The 20,447-nt window shown below is 62.5% G+C and carries 13 protein-coding genes; 10 read left to right on the top strand and 3 right to left on the bottom strand.

Features of this window, described 5'->3' with window-relative positions; all coding sequences use genetic code 11:
- Window positions 1-311 precede the first annotated feature (311 nt).
- Complete coding sequence (thrS, locus tag FTE24_RS12815; RefSeq protein WP_150229880.1) at window positions 312-2,291, bottom strand: threonine--tRNA ligase; 1,980 nt, start codon at window positions 2,289-2,291, stop codon at window positions 312-314.
- 513 nt (window positions 2,292-2,804) lie between these two features.
- On the opposite strand from thrS, the gene FTE24_RS12810 reads away from it, so the two are divergent.
- Entirely contained in the window at window positions 2,805-4,799 is a 1,995-nt protein-coding gene (locus tag FTE24_RS12810) for a hypothetical protein (RefSeq protein WP_150229879.1), read from the top strand.
- 907 nt (window positions 4,800-5,706) lie between these two features.
- Here the strand turns inward: FTE24_RS12810 and FTE24_RS12805 are convergent.
- Window positions 5,707-7,317 carry a choice-of-anchor I domain-containing protein gene (locus FTE24_RS12805; RefSeq protein WP_150229877.1) on the bottom strand — a complete coding sequence of 537 codons (1,611 nt, stop codon included), beginning with the start codon at window positions 7,315-7,317 and terminating at the stop codon, window positions 5,707-5,709.
- A 403-nt stretch (window positions 7,318-7,720) separates the two neighbouring features.
- On the opposite strand from FTE24_RS12805, the gene FTE24_RS12800 reads away from it, so the two are divergent.
- The 9 genes from FTE24_RS12800 (at window position 7,721) to FTE24_RS12760 (ending at window position 19,201) form a co-directional block, all read left to right on the top strand.
- On the top strand, window positions 7,721-9,334 hold the full coding sequence (locus tag FTE24_RS12800) for an amidohydrolase (RefSeq protein ID WP_150229875.1): 1,614 nt from the start codon (window positions 7,721-7,723) through the stop codon (window positions 9,332-9,334).
- A 16-nt stretch (window positions 9,335-9,350) separates the two neighbouring features.
- Window positions 9,351-10,571 carry a staphylopine family metallophore export MFS transporter CntE gene (cntE, locus tag FTE24_RS12795; protein WP_150229873.1) on the top strand — a complete coding sequence of 407 codons (1,221 nt, stop codon included), beginning with the start codon at window positions 9,351-9,353 and terminating at the stop codon, window positions 10,569-10,571.
- Window positions 10,572-10,671: 100 nt separating this feature from the next.
- Window positions 10,672-11,682 carry a helix-turn-helix domain-containing protein gene (locus tag FTE24_RS12790; RefSeq protein WP_150229871.1) on the top strand — a complete coding sequence of 337 codons (1,011 nt, stop codon included), beginning with the start codon at window positions 10,672-10,674 and terminating at the stop codon, window positions 11,680-11,682.
- A gap of 176 nt (window positions 11,683-11,858) precedes the next feature.
- A complete protein-coding gene (locus FTE24_RS12785) occupies window positions 11,859-12,482 on the top strand; it encodes an MptD family putative ECF transporter S component (RefSeq protein ID WP_150229869.1) in 624 nt (207 codons plus the stop codon).
- A gap of 34 nt (window positions 12,483-12,516) precedes the next feature.
- Complete coding sequence (locus tag FTE24_RS12780) at window positions 12,517-14,349, top strand: ABC transporter ATP-binding protein (RefSeq protein ID WP_150229867.1); 1,833 nt, start codon at window positions 12,517-12,519, stop codon at window positions 14,347-14,349.
- Window positions 14,330-16,066, top strand: a complete 1,737-nt coding sequence (locus FTE24_RS12775) for an ABC transporter ATP-binding protein (RefSeq protein ID WP_150229865.1) — start codon at window positions 14,330-14,332, stop codon at window positions 16,064-16,066. Before FTE24_RS12780 ends, FTE24_RS12775 begins: the two co-directional genes overlap by 20 nt.
- Window positions 16,051-16,773, top strand: coding sequence for an energy-coupling factor transporter transmembrane component T (locus FTE24_RS12770; RefSeq protein ID WP_150229863.1), 723 nt, complete (start codon window positions 16,051-16,053; stop codon window positions 16,771-16,773). The genes FTE24_RS12775 and FTE24_RS12770 overlap by 16 nt, the downstream gene beginning before the upstream one ends.
- A 7-nt stretch (window positions 16,774-16,780) precedes the next feature.
- The gene (locus FTE24_RS12765) at window positions 16,781-18,295 is read left to right on the top strand and encodes an ABC transporter ATP-binding protein (protein WP_150229860.1); all 1,515 of its coding nucleotides are present in this window, start codon (window positions 16,781-16,783) and stop codon (window positions 18,293-18,295) included.
- 81 nt (window positions 18,296-18,376) lie between these two features.
- Entirely contained in the window at window positions 18,377-19,201 is an 825-nt protein-coding gene (locus FTE24_RS12760; protein WP_141446034.1) for an AAA family ATPase, read from the top strand.
- Window positions 19,202-19,473: 272 nt separating this feature from the next.
- On the opposite strand, the gene FTE24_RS12755 is transcribed toward FTE24_RS12760, so the two are convergent.
- A partial coding sequence (locus tag FTE24_RS12755; RefSeq protein WP_160441751.1) for a DUF2325 domain-containing protein occupies window positions 19,474-20,447 on the bottom strand: 974 nt, incomplete at its 5' end.

Genomic DNA, 20,447 nt, shown 5'->3' with positions numbered 1-20,447 from the left:
TTGGATAGCCCGATCCAAAATAGCGAAGAATACCAGGATTTAAAAAGAGGAATTGCGAACATATGGACGATGATGGATCTGCCGAAAGGCATTCGGACCGGCGAATACCCGCCTTCGGCTTTTGGGGATCTGCGCCGCGCGCTGCGCAAATGGATTTTCTCGTGCGCAGAAAGCTCTAGGCGTTAAGCGNGCACGGCACAGTCCGATTGGGACCATGCCGTGCTTTTTTTGTTCCTGATTCGCTTATTGGGCGATCCGCGTCGCCGCGGGGAGGCCGGACGATCGAGATCCGGGATTTTGGCTGCCCGGGCTTAGCTGCCGCCGGACTGCGCTTTGGCCGCGAGTTCGCGGAGCAGATCCTGGATCGCTGCTTGAAGCGGCCGCGCAAGCTGGGCTTCGTCGCCGTAGCGCCGCACGTTAACGCTGCCGGCTTCTTTTTCTTTTTCCCCGACCACGAACACGTACGGAATTTTATCCTGCTGCGCCGCCCGCATTTTGTAGCCGAGTTTGTTGCCGCTCATGTCCGCTTCGGCCCGCAGGCCGGCGTCGCGCAGAGCTTTGCGGACTTCGAACGCGTAATCGTCGTAATGCGCCGATACCGGCAGCACGCGGACCTGGACAGGCGACAGCCACAGCGGGAAGGCGCCGGCGTAATGCTCGATCAGAATGCCGATGAAGCGGTCGATCGACCCGTAGATGGCGCGATGGATCACGACCGGCCGGTGCTTGCCGCCGTCTTCGCCGATATACGACAGGTCGAACTTCTCCGGCATCTGGAAATCGAGCTGGATTGTGCCGCACTGCCAGCTCCGCCCGAGCGCGTCGAGCACGTGGTAATCGATCTTCGGTCCGTAGAAGGCGCCGTCGCCTTCGTTCAGCCGGTACGCCGCTCCGCGGTCGTCGAGTACGTGGCGCAGCGCGTTCTCCGCTTCGTCCCACAGCTCCTGCGAGCCCATGGAATCGCTTGGGCGCGTCGACAGCTCGATCCGGTAATCAAAGCCGAACACGCGGTACATGCCGTCGATCAGATCCATGACCCGGCCGATCTCGTCTTCGATCTGGCTGGGGAGGACGAACAGATGCGCGTCGTCCTGGCAGAACGTCCGCACCCGCATCAGACCGCTGAGCGCGCCCGAGTATTCGTGGCGGTGCACCTGGCCGAACTCCATCATCCGAATTGGCAGGTCGCGGTAGGAATGCAGCTCGTTTTTGTACATCAGCATATGGCCCGGGCAGTTCATCGGCTTGAGCGCGAACGCTTCGTCGTCGACTTCGGAAAAATACATATTGTCCTTGTAATGATCCCAATGCCCGGATTCTTCCCACAGGCGGCGGTTCATCATGAACGGCGAGCGGACTTCGTCGTAGCCGCCGCGAAGCTGCACGCCGCGCGAGAACTGTTCGAGCTCCGTGCGCAGCGTCATGCCGTTCGGCAGATAGAAAGGCATGCCCGGCGCTTCGTCGGAAAACATGAACAGTTTCAGCTCGCGCCCGAGTTTGCGGTGATCGCGCTTCTTCGCTTCTTCGAGCAGGCGCAGATGGTCGTCGAGCTGTTCTTTGCGGGGAAAAGCGGTACCGTAGATCCGCTGCAGCACCGGGCGGTCCGAGTCGCCGCGCCAGTAGGCGCCTGCGACGCCGAGCAGCTTGAACGCTTTGAGCCGGCTTGTCGACGGAAGATGCGGGCCGCGATCCAGATCCGTAAATTCGCCTTGTTCGTACAGCGAAAAAGTTTCGCCTTCCGGCGCGTCTTCGATCATTTCGAGCTTGAACGATTCGCCGCGCTCCCGGTAAAAAGACAGCGCTTCTTCGCGCGAGACGACCCGGCGGCGGATCGGCAGGTTTTGTTCGGCGATACGCCGCATTTCGCGTTCGATCAGAGGCAAATCGTCCGAAGACAGCGCGGACGGCAGATCGAAATCGTAATAAAAGCCGTCCTGGGTATTCAGACCGATCGCAAGCTTGACCCCGGCTTCGCCGTACAGCCGTTTGACGGCCTGGGCGAGCAGATGGGCGGCGCTGAGCCGGTAGATCGGCAGGCTGTCCGCGTCGCCGGGAAGCAGAATCTCAAGCGAAGCGGAGTCCGGCACCGGTTCGTCGAGATCGACGAGGCGGCCGTTCAATCGGGCGGCGACGGCGTTTTTGCCGAGCGACGTACCGGCGGAGCGGGCGATTTCGAGCACGGACGTGCCCGGCTGCACCCGGCGAATATCACCGTTCGGAAACGTGATCTCAATCGGGGCGGACAAGGACTTTGCGGCGGAGCTGGATAGGGAATCGGATCGTTCGGACATGCGGCATTCCTCCAAGTATAGTGGGATGGTGAGCGCAGACGAGCTTCCGGAGAACGCAAAAACGCACTCTCCCCGGAAAGGGACGAGTGCGCTCGGCTCGTGGTTCCACCCTCATTCGGTCCCGGTACCCGGAAGCTTACGCTTCAAGGCAAATCCGTGACCCTTACTTGGGATCCGTTAACGGGGATCGGGCGGCGGAAGCTAAAAGCCGCCGTGCGCGTCCACTCAGGACGGGCATCGGGCGCGGCGTTCGCTTGCGCGGCTGCGAAGAGGTAATTCCGGGCCGCTTACCGAAGAAGCTCACAGCAATCGCTTCTCTCTCTGGACGGTGCGCACGGGGAATGTTGACTCCGGTCAAAGCCGAATGGTTCGTTGGTTCTGAATTATAGGCGGCAAATCGCAAAAGGTCAAGCCGAAAATAAAAAAAAGCGAACGAGCGGCGATTTGAACGAACCCCCTGCGGGAGGGTATGATAGAAGTATACGAATTATACGGAAAAAGGGAGGGCTGGTCATGTACGGACATACTTTTGCCCAGGCATTGTGCAAGTTGGGCGGCGACGAGTTGAGGCTGGTCTACGTCTTATGCTGCGACACCGCGGTTCAGGAACTGCTCGTCTCCAAAATTCGCGATTTGATCAAACGCGAGCCGGAGCGGTTTACCGCACAGCTTCAACAAAAAGTGCTCGCTTACCGGGAATGGAGCGACGACGAGCTGCGGCTCGCCATCCTGCTCGAATTGGCCAAGCGTTCGCGTATGCACGGAGCGCCGCTGACGACCGCGGCGGAGCTGGAGGAATTTGCCGGCGGGATTGTCGAGCAGATCGAACTCGGGGCGGCGGACGAAGACCGCGCCTATTTCACTTACCGCGAAGAACACCCGGAATCGAGCGCGCTCGAAGCGTTGATCGATTACCAGATCGAACAATGGACGGACGGGCTCGGCCGGCTGCTCGATGCCGCTCCGCAGTCCGAATGGGACGAGTACATCCGGCGGATCGAACCGCTGCTGCCGGAAGGCATGTCGGAGCTGTGGGTAAATGTCGCTTGGCCGGATGGCAGCGCGGCGGGAAGCGGAATGGCGGGAGAAGCCGGAATGGCGGGGAAAGCAGGAACGGCGGCAGGAGCGGGAAGTTCGCCGGCGGCAGCGGCCGCGGGTATTCCGCCGCGCGGCGAAGGAGCCGACCTGTCGGCTTTCGAAGACCGGGCGCCCGAATGGGAGCCGTTCGGCGGCGAAGATTATCCGCCGGGCATCGCCGAATCGCCGGGAGCGGCGGAAGCGCTGCGGCACGCGGGCGAAGCCGCGCCGCTTCCCGGCAGCCAGGCGGCAGACGCCGAATGGGAACGCGCGATCGGCGGGCGAAGCGATTCCGGCGCGGCTTCGACCGACGAAGCTGCGGGAGCCTTGCCGGGCGTGCGCCTGGATAAGGCGCAATCTTCGGCCGCCGGCGGGGCAGGCGGCGATGATGCCGAAGCGGCCGGCTACGAGGCCGACGGCGAAAGCGAACGGCCGGACGACGCGCAGCAGGCGTCCGAACCGCCGCGTCCGAGCGGCGTCAAGCTGCTGCTGGCCGCTTTGGAGTCGCGCAAAGGCTACGCCTATTACGAGACGCTGATGTCGCTGCTGGATGCGGCGGAAGGGCTGCTCGGCATCGGCGGAATGCCGGATCTGTACGGCCGCCGCGTAAGCTTCCTGGCCGTCTCGGCCAGTCCGGTGTTCCTGCACGTGCTTCCGGGCGGAAGCAAAAGCGCGCCGCGGACGCTGTACCGCAGCCTCAATCCGCAGCGCCGCCGTCTGCCGCTGCTGCTCGTGCAGCTGTTCCTGCCCGAGCTCGTCTCGGAAGACGAGCACGACGCGGACTACGAGCCGATGCTGGCGCTGTGGCGCGCGCGTGCCGAACAGCACGGCACGTTCAAGAGCGAAATCGCCGAAGAAGATTCGCATATCGACTATTACAAGCGCGAATCGGCCAGCTGCGCCGAACAGCTCGAAGCTTCAAAGACCGAGCGGGCGGGGTCCGAGAAACGGATCTTCGAAATCCGCGGTTCGCTCGTGGACAAGCTGCGGGCCAGCAGCATGCAGCTGCCGTACATTTCCGATTCGTTCGACCGGCTGTTGGCGGAATACGCCGACAACCGCCAGCGGATCGCCGACGCGGAAAATTCCCGTCAGGAACGCGGCCAGGGCTTCGCCGGGCTGCTGAAGTATACGCTGAATTACGCGACGTCCAGCGTCACGCTGATCGACCTTCGCCGCAAACAGGACCGCCTGTTGGAGCGCATGGCCGACGAAGCGCTGCACAACGAAGGCGAATGGGGCCAGGGCGAACGGTACGTCGTCGCCGCGGAACGCGAACGGATCGCGTTCCTCGACGCCGAGATCTCGCGGCTGGAGAAACTGCAAGCCGAGTACCGCGAACAGCTGCGCCGCTCCGAACAAGCCCGCAAAACGCTGGAGCAGAGCAAGAAAAAGCTGGAGAAGCAGGTCTACGGGTTGATGGATTTGTAAGCCTGGATGTAAGCCGAACCGGCTTCGTTACGGCTGCGCCGCGTTTTGGGATAAGGCGGGCCGATTCGAACCAAAACGAACCGATTCGAAAAGGCTGCGCCGCTTGGGCGCAGGCCCGCGTGGAGACTTGAGCATACCCGCCGTACATCAAACTTCATACTTTCGCCTGTTTTCTCGCGAATAACTGCGTGAGAACAGTTATTTTGCCCAAATTGTCCGTATAGAGCGAAATAACGTCCTGAGAGCAGTTATTTGGCTAGCAGACACGGAAACCCCCGTTTTTCGCGAAAATAACTGTATCTGCGCGGTTATTGGTATAGCCGGCCGTTTGTTTGCGGAAATAAGTGGATCTGTGCAGTTATTTCGAGACGATCGGTTGTAAGTTGGTGAAAACAGGTGCACTTGTACAGTTATTCGTGGTCCCAATGGCCAGTTGGCTAAAATAAGTGAACTCAATCCGTTAATGCGGCTGTACCTTGGGAATGCGAAAGGTTTTCGCGGATGCAGATGCAGCCGGATTCCCTCAACCTTCATGCTTCTTCGCCAAACGGGCTTTCGAACGCCCGTGAATCGGAGTGAAGGAGTCGAAATGGAAATGGAAACGGAGTCGTTGGAATCGGACGCAGCCAAGCGGGAACGGAGCCGCTTGAAACCGATTAGCTGCCTGAAGTTTGTATATCCATGCCGAAACAGACGAACATGTTCAAAAAGCCGGAGTCCCTCAAAAGGGACTTCGGCTTTTTCGCGATGATCGCGGTTCGCGTCGATACGGTCGTCATCGTTCATTCGTTACGACAAGGCGCAGCGTCGCATAACGAGTTCGTCTGCGCAAAATTCAACGCCTCGCCGCTGTCAGGCCAGGTTCCACGGTCCGCCAACCGCCTCGCTCCGCGGCCAACCGCCCCGCTCAGCGGCCGGTCGGCGCGTAGAAGCTGATCGTGCCGGTGCTTTCGTCGGCGCTGACGAACAGGTCGCGACCGTTGACGTGGTGGATGCCTTCCGGCGATTTGCCGGCGGTCGGGATAAGGCCCAGATATTTCGGCTTCGCGGCGTCCGCGATATCGAAAAAGAGGACGGCGTCCGCGCGTTCCGCGGCGACGGCGAGCAGGGGACGTCCGTTCACGATGGACGTTGTGAGGTTTTCCACCTCGCTGCCTTTTTTCCCGCTGCGGTCGTCGGGGTAGAGGCCGGCCGCAGCCGCGGCTGCATCGACCCGATTCAAGCTGTCGTAGACCAGCTTGCCGTCGAGGTCCCATACGGCGATGCCCCGGCCGCCGGCGCTTACGCCGTCTTTGAACTCGTTGCTGCCGAGATCGCCTTCGTTGGCGGTGATGAGGTGCCGCCCGTCCGGCGTGAAGGCGATGCCGTCCGGCTCGAAACGTCCGGTCAGCGTGCCGGAGAACGAGACGACGCCGTCGTCTTCGAGATCGGCGGCATGCCGGGTCGTGCCGAGAGCGAACACTTTCGTCACTTTTTTGGCGGCGAGGTCGACCAGGGCAACGGCGTTGTTTTCCTGCAGCGTCACCGCGGCCAGCTTGCCATCCGGATGGATCGCGACGTATTCCGGCTGCGGTTCGTGCGGATAGACGGCGCCCGGTACGGCGCTCAGGTCGACCGGTAGATCGGTCAGCGTACCGCTCAGCGCGTCGCCGCCGGCGAATTCCAGCACGGATATGCTGCCCGGACGCTTGGCGTTCGGATAATCGAACTCGTCCGTTTTGGGATCGAGCTCTTCGTCTTCAATCGCGATCACGGCATAGGTGCCGTCCGGCGAAACGGCGATCGAATCCGGTCCGATACCGAGCGGATACGTCTTGGCGATCCGGTATGTTTTCAGGTCGACGACGGCCAGGAAGCCGGGATTCGCAAGCTGCATCGTGTCGCCGCCGCGCACGGCGGCCAGCGCGTATTTGCCGTCCGGCGTCACCGCGACGCTTGTCACTTCCGCGTCTTTGGATAGCGATTTGAAGCTTACGCTTTGGATCAGCGAAGTTCGGCCGATATCGGAGATATTCAGCACGCCGATACTGCCCTGATCCGCTTCCGTCACGATCAAACGTTGTCCGTCAGGTGTGGACGCTGCGATCTCCGCTTTGCCGGACGGCATCTGGAACGAAGCACTCAGGGCGAACCCGGTCCGGTTCTGGGCCGAGGCCGCCGCGCCTTGCAGCGCCTTCAGCGTCGCCGGCGAGACGTATACCCGGCCTTTCTCGGCGTAAGGCGCCGCGTCCAGCTTGACGCTCTGGCCGTTCAGCGTCATCGACGTGCCGCCGAGCTTGAGCGCCGCGGCAACTCCCGCCGAGCGAACGTCCACGCGGCCCGCGGCCGCGTTCCATTCGGCGGTGCCGAGCATGTTCTGCACGGCGGTGCGCAGCTGCACCGGGGTGTCCGCTTCGGCGGCGCGCAGTTCGCCGGAGCTTAGCGTCAGAACGCCCGAAGCGAGCGTAAGCGTGCCGACTCCCAGCAGGAAGCGGCGGATTTTTCGGGACAGCGTTGGGGTACGGCGTTTTCTTTTCATGTACAGGCTCCTTTTTCGGTCCAAGGTCTGGGTGAGATGAAATGAAGTGAAATGAAATGCAGGACAAGCTTGCGAACAGACTGTTTTTCCATACTGCCCGTGTCACTGTACTGTCACTGTCGTGCTGCCTAACTATGTAAAAAGTTCCGCGGATACCGCTAAAAAGCCCGCAGGCTTCTGCCATTGTAAAGACGGAATGTACGCCGGGTGTCAAAAGCGAAGATGCTTTTTGTAAACGCCTTCCGCAAACGTCTTCCGTAAACGCCCTGCGCAGCCGCTTTTCGCAAACGTTCGGGTCTTCGGGACCGGTGCCGGGCTCGTCCGCATATGATAGACTTGGACAAGAACCGAATCGGGGAGCGGCACAGCCGATCGGCAAACGGATCAAGAGAGGAAGAAGCATATGACAGAGCAGCAGTACCAAGGAACTTTGTTCAAAAACGGCCGGATCGGCCTCGGCGCTTCGCCAAGCGGACCGGATGCGGTCTATGCGGAGAACGGCATCATCCGGGCGATCGGCACTTCGGCGGAGCTTGCGCTTCAGCTGTCGGGCCGGCCGCACGAAGTCGTCGATTGGGCGGGGGCGCACGTGCTGCCCGGCCTGACGGATTCGCATATGCATTTGTCGATGCAGGGCGTGAAGCTCGAAGCGCTGGACTTTTCGGAGACGGCGTCCAAAGAGCAGATGCTGTGGCAGGTGCGCGAACGCGCGGCGAAGACGCCGGACGGGGAGTGGATCTTTGGGCTGAACTGGAACGAGAACGCCTTCTCGCCGGCCGAGGCGCCCACGCTCGACGAACTGGACGAAGCGGCGGGCAGCCGCCCGCTGTATTTGACGCGCACGTGCTTCCACGCTTTTCTCGCCAACCGCGAAGCGTTCCGGCGCGCGGGCGTTACCGCGGACACGCCCGATCCGCCGTCCGGCGCGCTGGGACGAAACGAATCCGGCGAGCTCAACGGCTGGATCTACGAAGAAGCGTCCAAGCTGCTGACGGCCGTGCAGCCGGAGCCGGATTACGCAGCCAAAAAAGCGGCGATCCGCCGGGCCTGCGAATATGCGCTCAGTCTGGGATTGACGGCGGCGCATACGGAAGATTTGCGCTATCTCGGCGGAATCGACGTCATGCGTCGTATTCACCGCGAGCTGCGCGAAGAAGGTCTGCGTTTCCGCTCGCATCAGCTTGTGTTCCACGAGTATCTGGACGAAGCGGAAGCGCTCGGGCTGAGAGCGGGCGACGGCGACGAATGGCTGCGCATCGGAGCGGCGAAGATTTTCTCCGACGGAGCGATCGGCGGGCGGACGGCGCTGCTTAACGCGCCGTATCACGATGCGCCGTCCACGATGGGCATGGCGATCCATCCGCGGGAGCGGCTGCACGGGATTACGGCCCGGGCACGGTCGCTCGGTTTTCCGATTGCCGTGCACGCGATCGGCGACGGCGCGGCGGATCTGACGCTCGGCGCGATGGAAGCTTATCCGCTTGCGGGCATCACGGCGCTGCCGGACCGCTTTATCCATGCGCAGGTGCTCGATGCTTCGCTGCTGGAGCGGATGACGAAGCTGCAGCTGATCGCGGACATTCAGCCGCGCTTCGTCGTCAGCGATTTTCCGTGGGTGCTGGAACGTGTCGGACCGGAGCGGACCGACTATTTGTACGCATGGAAAAAAATGATCGACGCGGGCGTAATCTGCGCCGGAGGCAGCGACGCGCCGATCGAGCCGCTTAATCCGCTGCTCGGGCTGCACGCGGCGGTGGCCCGGCGCCGCCCCGGCAGCTCGGAGCCGGCGGAAGGCTATCTGCCGCAGGAGCGGCTGAGCCTGGAACAGGCGCTGTGGCTGTTCACCGAAGGCAGCGCGCTCGCGGCGGCCGAAGAGAACGAGCGCGGGCAGATCCGGCCGGGCTTCGCCGCCGATTTTACCGTGCTGGACCGCGATATTGCCGCCGGCGAAAACGAGCTGACGCAAGCCCGGGCGCTCATGACCGTCGTGAACGGCCGAGTCGCTTACCGGGCGTGACCGGGGAGGATCGGCATTGAACCGCACCGGGCCCGCTTCGGCGGCTTTTATCCGTCTGTACGCGCTGGCTTTCGTGTTCTTTTTCGCAAATTCGGTGCTGACCGTCGTGCTTCCGCTGCGCGGCGCGCAGGCCGGGCTGGAATCGGGTGCGATCGGCCTGATGATGAGCACGTACATGCTGACCTGCATGCTGCTGCGTCCGCTCGCGGGACAGTGGATCGGCCGGTTCGGCCCGCTTGCGGTCATGCGCGGACTGCTGGCGGCGCATGCGCTCACGCTGCTGCTGTTCGCGGTCTCGGACATCGGCGGATATGTCTGGCTGCGGGCGATGCAGGGCGCGGTGACCGCTTTCTTCTCCATGGCGATGCAGGCGGGCATCGTGGAGAAGCTGGCCGATCGCGATCGCGGGCAGGGACTGTCGCTCTACACGCTCTCGACGATGCTGCCTTCGCTGGCCGGTCCGCTGCTTGCGGTGGAACTGTGGGAGCGGGGCGGCAGCTTCGGCTTCGGCGGAGTCATGGTGCTGCTGGCCGCGGCGGCGGTCTGCTCGGGCTTCGCGCTGCCGCTGCCCGGCGCGTCCGGGCAGCGGTCGACGTACACGCTGCGCGGCATGCTCGGCTCGTTCGGAGAGGTCCGGCGCAGCCGCGCGCTCGGCGTCAGCACGCTGATCATGCTGCTGGTATCGTGCGTGTTCGGCGCGCTGGCGACGTTTTTGCCGCTGTACATGATCTCTTCGGGCATCGGCAGCGCGGGCTTGTACCTGGCGCTGCAGGGCGCCGTCGTCGTGCTGTGCCGATTCGTGTTTCGCAAAAAAATCCCGTCGGACGGACGCTTCGGCACCGCGCTGATCGCCGGGCTGCTGCTCTGTTCGGCGGCGGGCACGCAGATGCTGGCGATGCCGCAGACGTTTGGGATGCTGCTGTACGTCTCGGCCGCCTTCAACGGGATCGCGCTGGCGTTTCTGTATCCGGCGCTGACGACGTATCTGTCGTTTGCCCTGCCGGCCCGATCCCGGTATACGCTGATGGGCCTGTTCATGTCGGCGTACGATCTGGGTTTCTCGCTCGGGGGACTGGCGCTGGGCGCGGTCGCGCAGTACTTCTCGTATCCGGCGGTGTTCGGCTGCTGCACGGGGCTTGCGCTGATCGCCGCCGTCGTCGCGCTGCTCAACGGCCGGTCGATGCAGCCGCGTTCGGGCGCGGCTGCCGCGGAGAACGGGCCGGGCGGAAGTAGCTAAGTGGAATACCGGAAGAAAAGGCCTCGGGCAGGGCCTTTTTTTTGTGCTATACTGAGAATCATTATCACAGGCAGGACGCCAAGAAAGAAGGAGAGTCCATATGACTACCATTGTACAGCCGGCCGCATTCGTGGTCAGCAATATTCATGAATCGGCATGCGGGGTCAGCGAGTCGTTGAACCGGATGTACCGCTCGGGATCGTCGCCCTCGGCAAGCGCGGACCTTGCTTCCGACGTCGGACTGGGCGCGTTCGAAAGGTCGAGGTTGAACGCTTCGCTCGAACTTCGCACGTGCCGGATGACGTTCGACCGGGCCCTCGTCATGCGCAGCCGGGAATACGATCCCGGGATCAGCTGGAGTTTTTGTCTCGGGGAAGAAGTGGAATGGTCGACGCAGGGACCGCAGGGCAGCGTGTCTTATCGCCTGAACGAAGCAGAGATGCTGATCTCCGGCGCGGGCAGCTTCGACAGCACCGGCGGCTACGAAGCGGGCAAAACGTACCGGGGACTTTGCCTGAGCATGGATCGTTCCTTCGCGGACAGGCTGCAGGAGGCGGGCGGCGCGTCGCTGCCGGGCAGCTCTCTTTTCGCAGGACCCGTGTTTCGCAAAGAAGCTCTGTCCCCGTCGATCCGCCGAATCGTGTCGGACATGGCGGGCTGCGCGTACGCGGGAGATTTGAAATGGTTGTATCTGGAAGGCAAAGCGATCGAGTTGGCGTCGGTCTATATCCACGAGACGTCGATGCGTGCGCCGGTCGCTTTCGGCTGGTCCCGAACGGAACGGGAAGCGCTCGGCAGAGCCCGGGACATTCTCGACGCCCGGTTGACGGATACGCCCGGCATTCGCGAATTGTCGCGGCTCGTGTCGTTGAACGAGTTCAAACTGAAGCGCGGCTTCAAGCAGCTGTTCGGCAGCTCGATTCACGCGTACGTGATCGAGCGACGCCTGGAAGAAGCGTATCGGCTGCTGCATACGGGGCGTATGAACGTGACGGAGGCGGCGTTGAGCGCAGGCTTCGGCAAACCGAGCCATTTTGCGCAAAAATTCCGGGAAAAATACGGGGAAGCGCCTTCCAGCTATTTGGCCCGGCAAAAAGCGCTCGAACGCTAAGCATCGGATTCCGGCGAGAAAATCCCGATTGAGGTCGTTTTCCTCCCGTTTTGGGTCGCGCGGGCGGGCAGCCCCATGTGAAAATAACATTCATGCGAGAGCGGGCAGGGCGGACAAGGCCGACGTCCTGTTCGTTTTTAATCGTAATGATTATTTTTATCAAAGGGGGATGCAAAATGCAAAAAGCTGCGGATTTGAACGCGGGACGTACAGCACTGTTGACCAGGGATTATATTTTGATCGGGGTCTTCTCCATTTTGATCTATATCGTCAATGCAGTCGTGGGGATGGCTGCCATGCCGTTTCTGGGGCTTACGGCCATGCCGCTGATCGCCGGCGTCTGCCTGCTGTTCTCGACGGTTGTGTACCAGGTCATGGCGATCAAAATCGGCAAACGCGGCGTTCTGCTGCTGTTTGCGATCGTTACCGGTCTTTTCTACCTGCTGATGGGTGTGCCGTTTATGCTGCCTTTTATGGCTTGTGCGGGCATCGTCGGTGAGTTGGCGCTGCTTGGCGGAGGCAAAGCGGCTTACCGGAGCTTTATCCGTCAGGCCGGCGCGTTCGGGGCGTATGGAGTCGTCTACGGCATGGGTTCGTTCGTTATGATCTACGTGTACAGCGGAGCGGCGCTTGCCGACATGTTCGCGCCGGATACGCTTGCGCTTATGGTCGGATTTGCCCGTTCGCCCGTATGGATGATCGGCAGCATGGCGTTCTCGTTCGTCATGGTGCTGCTCGGCAGCGTGCTGGGCCGACGCCTGCTGCGCAAACACTTCATGAAATCGGGGCTTATCCGTTGAGCGCCGCGGCGGCTCGAGAGGAGGTTCGATCTCTATGCGCAGCAAATCGGAATTGTCTATTCTGCTTGATCTGGCCGGCAGCCGCAAAGGACTGCTGATCGCGGCGAGCCTGCTGTCGATCGTGTCCGGCCTGCTGCAAATCGTTCCGTTTATCGTGGTGTACCGGATCGTCGATCAGGTGTTTCGCGCAGCCGGCCAGCCGGAAGCGCTGGACGGTCCGGCGCTGACGCGCCTGGGATTTGCGGCGCTGGCCGCGCTCGCGGCTGCGTTGGGCGCTTTGTACGCGGGAGCGATGTGCTCGCATATTGCGGCGTTCCGGATCTTGTACGCGCTCAGGGTGCGGCTGTCCGAACACGTGGCGAAAGTGTCGATGGGGTACCATGTGCGCACCCCTTCCGGCGAACTCAAAAAAATTATCGAAGTGGCGGTCGAAAAGATCGAGAAATTTATCGCGCACCAGCTGCCCGACACGGTGAGCGCCGTCGCGCTGCCGCTTGTGCTGATCGGCTATTTGTTCGTGCTGGACTGGCGGATGGCGCTCATTCTGTGCGTGCCGATCGGGATCGGGCTTGCGATCCAGGCCCGCATGTACGGCAGCGCGAACGCCCAGGGGCATTACCGGGACTTTCAGCGCTCCGGGGAAGAGATGAACGCGACGGCGGTCGAATACGTGCGCGGCATGCCCGCCGTCAAAATCTTCGGCATTACGGCCGCTTCTTTTTTGACGTTTCGCCAGGCGGTGGATCGGTATCGGAAAATTTCCCTCGATATTACGGATCTGTTCAAAGGAGCATACAGCCTGTTCGCGGTGCTGATGGGTTCGTTGTTCACGTTTGCCGTGCCGATCGGCGTGATGCTGATGGGGCGGCATCCGGGCGACCAGGCGTTTGCCATTACTTTTATTTTGTTCCTGCTCGTGTCGCCGAGCTTGTCCGCGCCGCTCGTGAAGCTGATGTACGTCGGCAGCGGACTGCGCGAAGTGTCGGAAGGGGTTCGCCGTATTCAAGCGGTGTTCAACGAGCCGATCGTCGCGGAACCGGAGACGCCGAGACGCCCGTCGACGTACGACATCACGTTCGACAACGTGGTATTCGACTATGCGCAGCCCGGCGTGCCGGCTGGCCGGCCGGTGCTGGACCGGATCGGCTTTACGGCCCGAAGCGGCGAGATGACCGCGCTTGTCGGTCCGTCGGGCGGCGGCAAATCGACGATCGCGAACCTGCTGCTGCGCTTCTGGGAAGTGCGGTCCGGCGAGATCGCGATCGGAGGCGTGCCGATCCGGGAGATCGGCACCGAGCAGTTGATGGATCTGGTCTCGTTCGTGTTCCAGGACGTGCACCTGTTCTATGACACGATCGAAGCCAATATCCGGATGGGCAACGAGACCGCGAGTCAGGCGGACGTTGTGAACGCGGCACGTATCGCCTGCTGCCATTCGTTTATCGAGCGGCTGGGCGACGGGTATCGGACCGTGATCGGGGCAAACGGCACTTATCTCTCCGGCGGGGAAGCGCAGCGAATCGCGATCGCCCGCGCGCTGCTCAAAAACGCGCCCATTTTGGTGCTCGACGAAGCGACGGCCTATACCGACGCGGAGAACGAGCATGAGATCCAGCGCGGGCTGGCCGAACTGATCCGGGGCAAGACCGTGCTGGTCATCGCGCATCGCCTGTCGACGATTCGGGGAGCGGAGCAGATTCTTGTCATCCGGGGCGGACAGATTGCGGAGCGGGGCCGCCACGACGAGCTGCTCGGACTGGGCGGCTTGTATGAACGGATGTGGCGGGCGCACCAATCGGCTTCCGACTGGAAAATCGGCGGCGCGAAGCGGAAGGAGGACGGAGACGATGAAATCGTACTTGCATGACCTGACGGCGGGCCAACCGAAAACGCTGCTGCCGTCGGCGCTCTCGGCCGTGTTGGACGGTCTGGTCAAAATCGTGCCGGCCGTCCTGCTGGTCGATTTGTTCAACACGCTGTATCGGTCTTTCGCCGATCCGGCGGCCGGGCTGGATATCGCCCGGATGTGGGTCGTCTGCGTCGTGATGATATTGTGGATCGGCATCGAATACGCGACATTTTCCATGCTGTACGACAAGACGTATGTGGCGGCTTACCTGACGGCGGCGCAGGGACGGATGGAGCTGGCCGAACATCTCCGCCGGCTTCCGCTCGGATTTTTCGGCAAAAGGGACCCGGCGGACCTCACCAACCTGCTGCTCAGCGATTACGCGCAGGTCGAACATACGATTTCGCATAACGTGCCGCAGCTGATCAGCGCGATCATGCTGCCGACGCTCGCGCTGTGCGGGCTGCTGTTTCTGGACTGGCGCATGGCCCTCGCGCTGTTCGCGGCGCTGCCGCTCGGCCTGCTGCTGCTGTGGCTGACCGATCGCCTGCAGGCCCGGCTGAGCGACAACCACGTCCGGGCCAAAAACGAAGCGGCGAGCCGCCTGCAGGAATATTTGGGCGGCATTCGGGAGATCAAGGCGCATCATGTCGGCGGCGCGCGTTTTGAACGTCTGCGCTTGTCGTTCGATGCGCTTATGCGGGCGTCGATCCGTCTGGAAGGCGTGATGGGGCCGCTGATCATGGGCGCGATGCTGCTGACCCGTTCGGGCATGACGCTCATGATCGTGACCGGCACGTATGTGCTGGCCGGCGGCACGTTGACGCTGCCGACGTTCCTGCTCTTCCTGCTCGTGGGCAACAAAGTGTTCGAGCCGCTGACCGTCGTACTGATGAATTACGGCGAAATCCGGTATTCGGCGTTCAGCGCGGCCCGCATCATGGACGTCCGGCGCGAGAATCCGCTGCCGGGCGATCAGCCGGCGGAGCGGGGCACGATCGAATTCGATCGTGTCCGGTTCGGCTACGAAGCCGGGAAGCCGGTGCTGCGCGATCTGTCGTTTACGATCCCGCCCCGCACGATCACGGCCCTCGTCGGTCCTTCGGGCAGCGGCAAAAGCACCGTCACCCGGCTGATCGCCCGTTTCTGGGAAGTCGACGGCGGCGAGATCCGGATCGGCGGGCAGCGTATTCGGGAATGCGACCCCGAACGGCTGCTGGAAAATATTTCGGTCGTGTTCCAGGACGTATACCTGTTCCGGGATACGATCGGGCGCAATATCGGCGTCGGGCGCCCGGGAGCGACGCAGGAGCAGATCGAGGAAGCGGCCCGCCGGGCCTGCTGCCACGAGTTTATCCAAGCGCTGCCGCACGGCTATGACACGCCGGTCGGCGAAGGCGGTTCGACGCTGTCGGGCGGAGAGAAGCAGCGCATCTCGATCGCCCGCGCGCTGCTCAAGGACGCGCCGATCGTGCTGCTCGACGAAGCGACGGCGTCGCTTGATCCCGAGAACGAACAGTCGGTCCAGCAGGCGATCAACGAGCTGGTTCGAAGCAAGACGGTCATCCTGATCGCGCATCGCCTCAAAACGATCCGCGGCGCGGATCGCATTCTCGTCCTTGACGACGGTCAACTGCGCGAATCGGGGACGCACGACGAACTGGTGAAGCAAAACGGTCTGTATGCCCGATTGTGGAAACTGCAGGAGGAGGCGGGAGCATGGAGTCTCAAATGAGTGCGCCCAAGCGGAACATGACCGTCAAGCTCGATCCGCGCACGCAGCTGCTCGCGGTCGGATCGGCGGGCCTTGCGGTCGCTTTCTGCCCGCCGGTAGGCGCGCTGCTGTTGACGGGCGCGTTGGCCGCCTATGCCGCCGTTCAGGGATACGCCCGGCAGGGCGCCGGATTTTTGGCGGTTGCCGCGCTGCTGTTTGGCGGACATCAAGCGGCGGCCGCCTCGCCGGGTAATTTGTCCGGCTTTCTTATTTTCATATTCGGATTGCTGCTGCGCCTCGTTCCGGTCGCGCTGTCGGCCTATCCGCTCAGCCGGGTTCCGGCCGGTATGCTGATGGCGGCGCTGCAGCGGTGGAAGCTGCCGCCCGGCCTGCTGATCGCGCTCGTCGTCGGACTTCGGTTCATTCCGATGCTGCGGCTGGAATACGAAGCGGTGCAGACGTCGGTCCGTCTGCGCGGGTTGTCCGCGGGGCGGCTGTCCAATTGGCGCCGTCCGCTGCGGATATTCGAATACCGGATCGTGCCGCTGATGGTGCGCAGCCTCAAGATCGCGGACGAGCTGGCGGCTTCGGCTTCGATCCGGGGTATGGAAGCGCCCGGCAGGCGAAGCAGCGTGTACGCCGTCCGGATGAACGGATTCGATTATGCGGCGCTGCTTGCGATCGCGGGCTTGTCGGCGTGGGGCCTGGCATGGAATATGGGAGGGTGAAGGAATCATGAACAGCAGACCGATCGCTGCCCGGCTGAACCAAGTGAGTTTTCGGTACAACGAAGCCGAGGCTCCGCTGACGAAAATCGATTTTACGCTGCATCGGGGCGAGTGCGTACTGCTGACGGGACCTTCGGGCAGCGGAAAGTCGACGTTGATCCGATTGTTCAACGGGCTGATTCCCCATTTTTACGAAGGGCAGTTGACCGGGGACATGGAACTGTTCGGCCGTTCGGCCGCCGGAATGGAGAGCTGGGAATTCAGCCGAATCGCCGGCAGCATCTTTCAGGACTCGCGCAGCCAATTTTTCAATGCGGTAGTGCGGGACGAAATCGCGTTCGGCGGCGAGAACCTCGGGATGGAACCGGAAGAGATTCGGAGCCGCCTGGACAGGTTGGCCGGCAGGCTCGGCATCGGCGGACGCTTGGAAGCGAACGTGCAGACGCTGTCGGGCGGGGAAAAGCAGAAAGTCGCTTTCGCGGCGGCCAGTCTGCCCGGTCCCGAATTGTATGTGCTGGACGAGCCTTCGGCGAATCTGGATCGCTCCGCTTCGCTTCAGTTGTCGCGGCTGCTGGCGGAACTCAAGCAAGACGGCCGCACGCTGCTGATCGCGGAACACCGGCTGCACGACCTGCTGCCGATCGCCGACCGGATTGTGTACATGGAAGAAGGGAGTATCCGCGCGGAGTGGACGCCGCAGCAGCTGCTGTCGTTGAGCGCCGGGGAACTGGAACAGTTCGGTCTGCGCTCGCCCCGCCTGGAACTTGATCCGGCAGGCGTCGAGCCGATAGCGGAAACCGAATTCGGCGTCGAACGACCGGACCGCCTGACGGCCGTCAATCTCGGCATCTCCTCGCCCGGCGGGCGGCGTTCGGCGCGAAACATGCTGGAGAATGTCGGGTTGGTGCTGCGTCCCGGCGAGATTACCGCGTTGACGGGTCCGAACGGCGCCGGCAAATCGACGTTGGCCAAAACGCTGTCCGGGTTGATCCGCGAACGCGAAGGGTCGGTGTCGCTGTCCGGCGAACGGCTGCGCGCTTCGAAGCGACTGGGCCGGGTCGGGTTCGTCATGCAGGATAGCGAATGCCAGCTGTTCGCGGACAGCGTCCGGGGCGAACTGCTGCTTACGCGGGAAAAAGACCCTCAAGCGCCGGAGCTGGCAGAACGTCTGCTGCGCGAATTGGGCTTGTGGGAACTGCGCGAGCGTCATCCGCTGGCGCTGTCCGGCGGGCAGAAGCAGCGGCTCGCTCTGGCGGCGGGCATTATGGGCCGGCCGGACGTGCTTGTGCTGGACGAACCGACCTCCGGGCTGGACGGCCGGAACATGCGCCACGTCATCCGCCTGCTGCGGGACATCGCGGCGGGCGGCACCGCCATTTTGGTCATTACCCACGACTTCGAGTGGATGCAAGCCGCCTGCGATCGCCTGGTCGTGGTCCGGGATCGCGGCCTGCATACGTATCTCCGGCCGGACTCCGCCTCTTTTCGCCGTGCGTTGACAGAAGCCGTGATCCGTAGTTAAATAGTAAAGATTACTATTAAAGAGGAACATTCGGCATTTTGCATATGAGCACGGCCAGGCATGGGAAGGAGTTTGGAAGCAATGGGGAAATCCGCAATGACGGCGCGTCTACCGAAGTCCAAAGGGACCGAGATGGCGACCGTGTACGAAGTGAAAGACTGCATGCGCAAAGTCAAGCATCTGGTACTGCCGGAGCGCAACCGCCGGATCGTGGAAGAGTTTATGACGATTCTCGGCATGCGAGAAGAATTTGACCGGCACGAGGTGCCGATTCCGAATAAAGTCGTCATGTACGGGCCTCCGGGCACGGGCAAGACGCTGACCGCTTTTCACGTGGCCGCTTCGCTTGAACTGCCGCTGATCGTCGTTCGGCTCGATTCGTTGATCCACAGCCATTTGGGCGAGACGGGCAGCAATATCCGCAAAATATTCGACTACGCGCGGACCGTTCCGTGCGTGCTGTTCCTCGACGAATTCGACGCCGTGGCCCGCACCCGCGAGAGCGGCGACGAAGTGAAAGAGATGGCGCGGGCGGTCAATACGCTGCTGCAATGTCTCGACGAGTTCGGCGACGTGAGCATTTTCATGGCGGCGACCAATCTCGCGACCGAACTCGATCCCGCGATCTGGCGCCGGTTCGATACCCGCATGACGTACCAGCTCCCGGACGAGCAGGACCGGCGCCATTATATCCGGCTGCTGATCGGCGAATTCGGCTGCGCGCAGGAAGCGGAAGCCGAAGCGTGCCGGCTGCTGTGCGGCTGCAGCTTCGCCGACATCGAGCAGATCGTGCTCAAAGCCAAACGCAAAGCGATTATCGAACGCCGGCCGCTCGATGCCGCGCATATCGGACTGTCGTACCGCGAGTATGCGCCGACGCCTACCGAAGTCCGGGTACACGCTTAGGACTTATAGGGCTGGATTGGACGCGGAACGACCGGGCCGGGAATAATCAGTCCGGACGCCAGTAACGAACCGCGGACGGTAGAACATGGCCGGCGGGTGGAAAAGACGGCGGATGCCGATAAACGCGCCAACAGAAAAGCTCCGCCCCGCGCGGATCGAGAAGTCGATCCCGCGCGGGACGGAGCTTTTTTTGGCTTGCGATTCGAACGGAAAAGCGGGGGGTTGGCTGGCGATTCGCCATTTTCGCTATACGACGCGCGGCGCCGGTCTATTCAGGACGGTTTGCCCTCGCCGCGGTTGGCCTGCCGGATCTCTTCGCGGTTATCCCACAGCATGCTCCGCAGATTCGATTTCGAGCCTTGAATAATGAAGTACGGAACGCCGGACGCTTTCGCCAGTTCGATCCCTTCCCAGGACGCGCGGTGCGACGTGGACGTAATCAGCAGGAACAGCGCCTGGGCGCGCCGCAGGTCCGAAGCGACCAGATCCGGCCGTTCGCCGTTCTCGTGCACGTAAGCGGCGCCGCTCTCGACGACGACGTCTTCGAACCATTTGCGCTGACCGCCCAGTACGACGACGGTGCAGCCTTCCAGATAAGGTTCGGGCTTTTTTTTGCGTCCTTCTTTTCTCGTCTTGGCGGACGGAGAAGGCTGCCGGGCTCCGGCGCCGGACGGCCGCGGCAGCGTCTCCTGGTCAGAGAAGTCGCGGTACACCCGCGCGAGGCGGGCGACGGATTCTTCTTCGCCGACGTTGAAGATGCACGGCGCGCCGTCGACCGGACGCTGGATATCGAGGTCTTTGGCATGGATCGGATAACGGCGGTCCGCATCGTTCATATCGACCGCGTACCAAATCTCATGCTCGCCGAGTTCGACGTAGCCGTTGTACTGCCGGACCGGCGAGAATGTGTCGTCTCCCTGGAACAGCAGCTCGATCTCGTACTGCGTGCCGCCGTGCCCGTCTTCGCGCGGCATGCACCGCACTTCGGCTTCGTGCTGAAGCTGGTGCTTGTACACCATCGATTCGGTAATGTTGAACGTCTCGCCGTTGTCCAGCACGATATAGCCGCCGTGGTCCCGGCGATGGAACAAGCCGCCGATCCCGGCGTCTTCGGCCGGTTCCGCCGCGTCCGGCAGCGCAGGCGCGCCATCGCCGGCAGCTTCGCTCGCCGGCAGCGCAGCCGCTTCCGCATGCGCCGCCGCTGCGCCGGCTTGCGCGGCGTCGCCGCTTGCGGCCCGCTCCGCGC

This window comes from Saccharibacillus sp. WB 17, from assembly GCF_008634075.2.
Classification (GTDB): Bacteria; Bacillota; Bacilli; order Paenibacillales; family Paenibacillaceae; genus Saccharibacillus; species Saccharibacillus brassicae.
The sequence above is the reverse complement of the archived record's forward strand: the minus strand, read 5'-3'. Positions and strand labels throughout refer to the sequence as shown.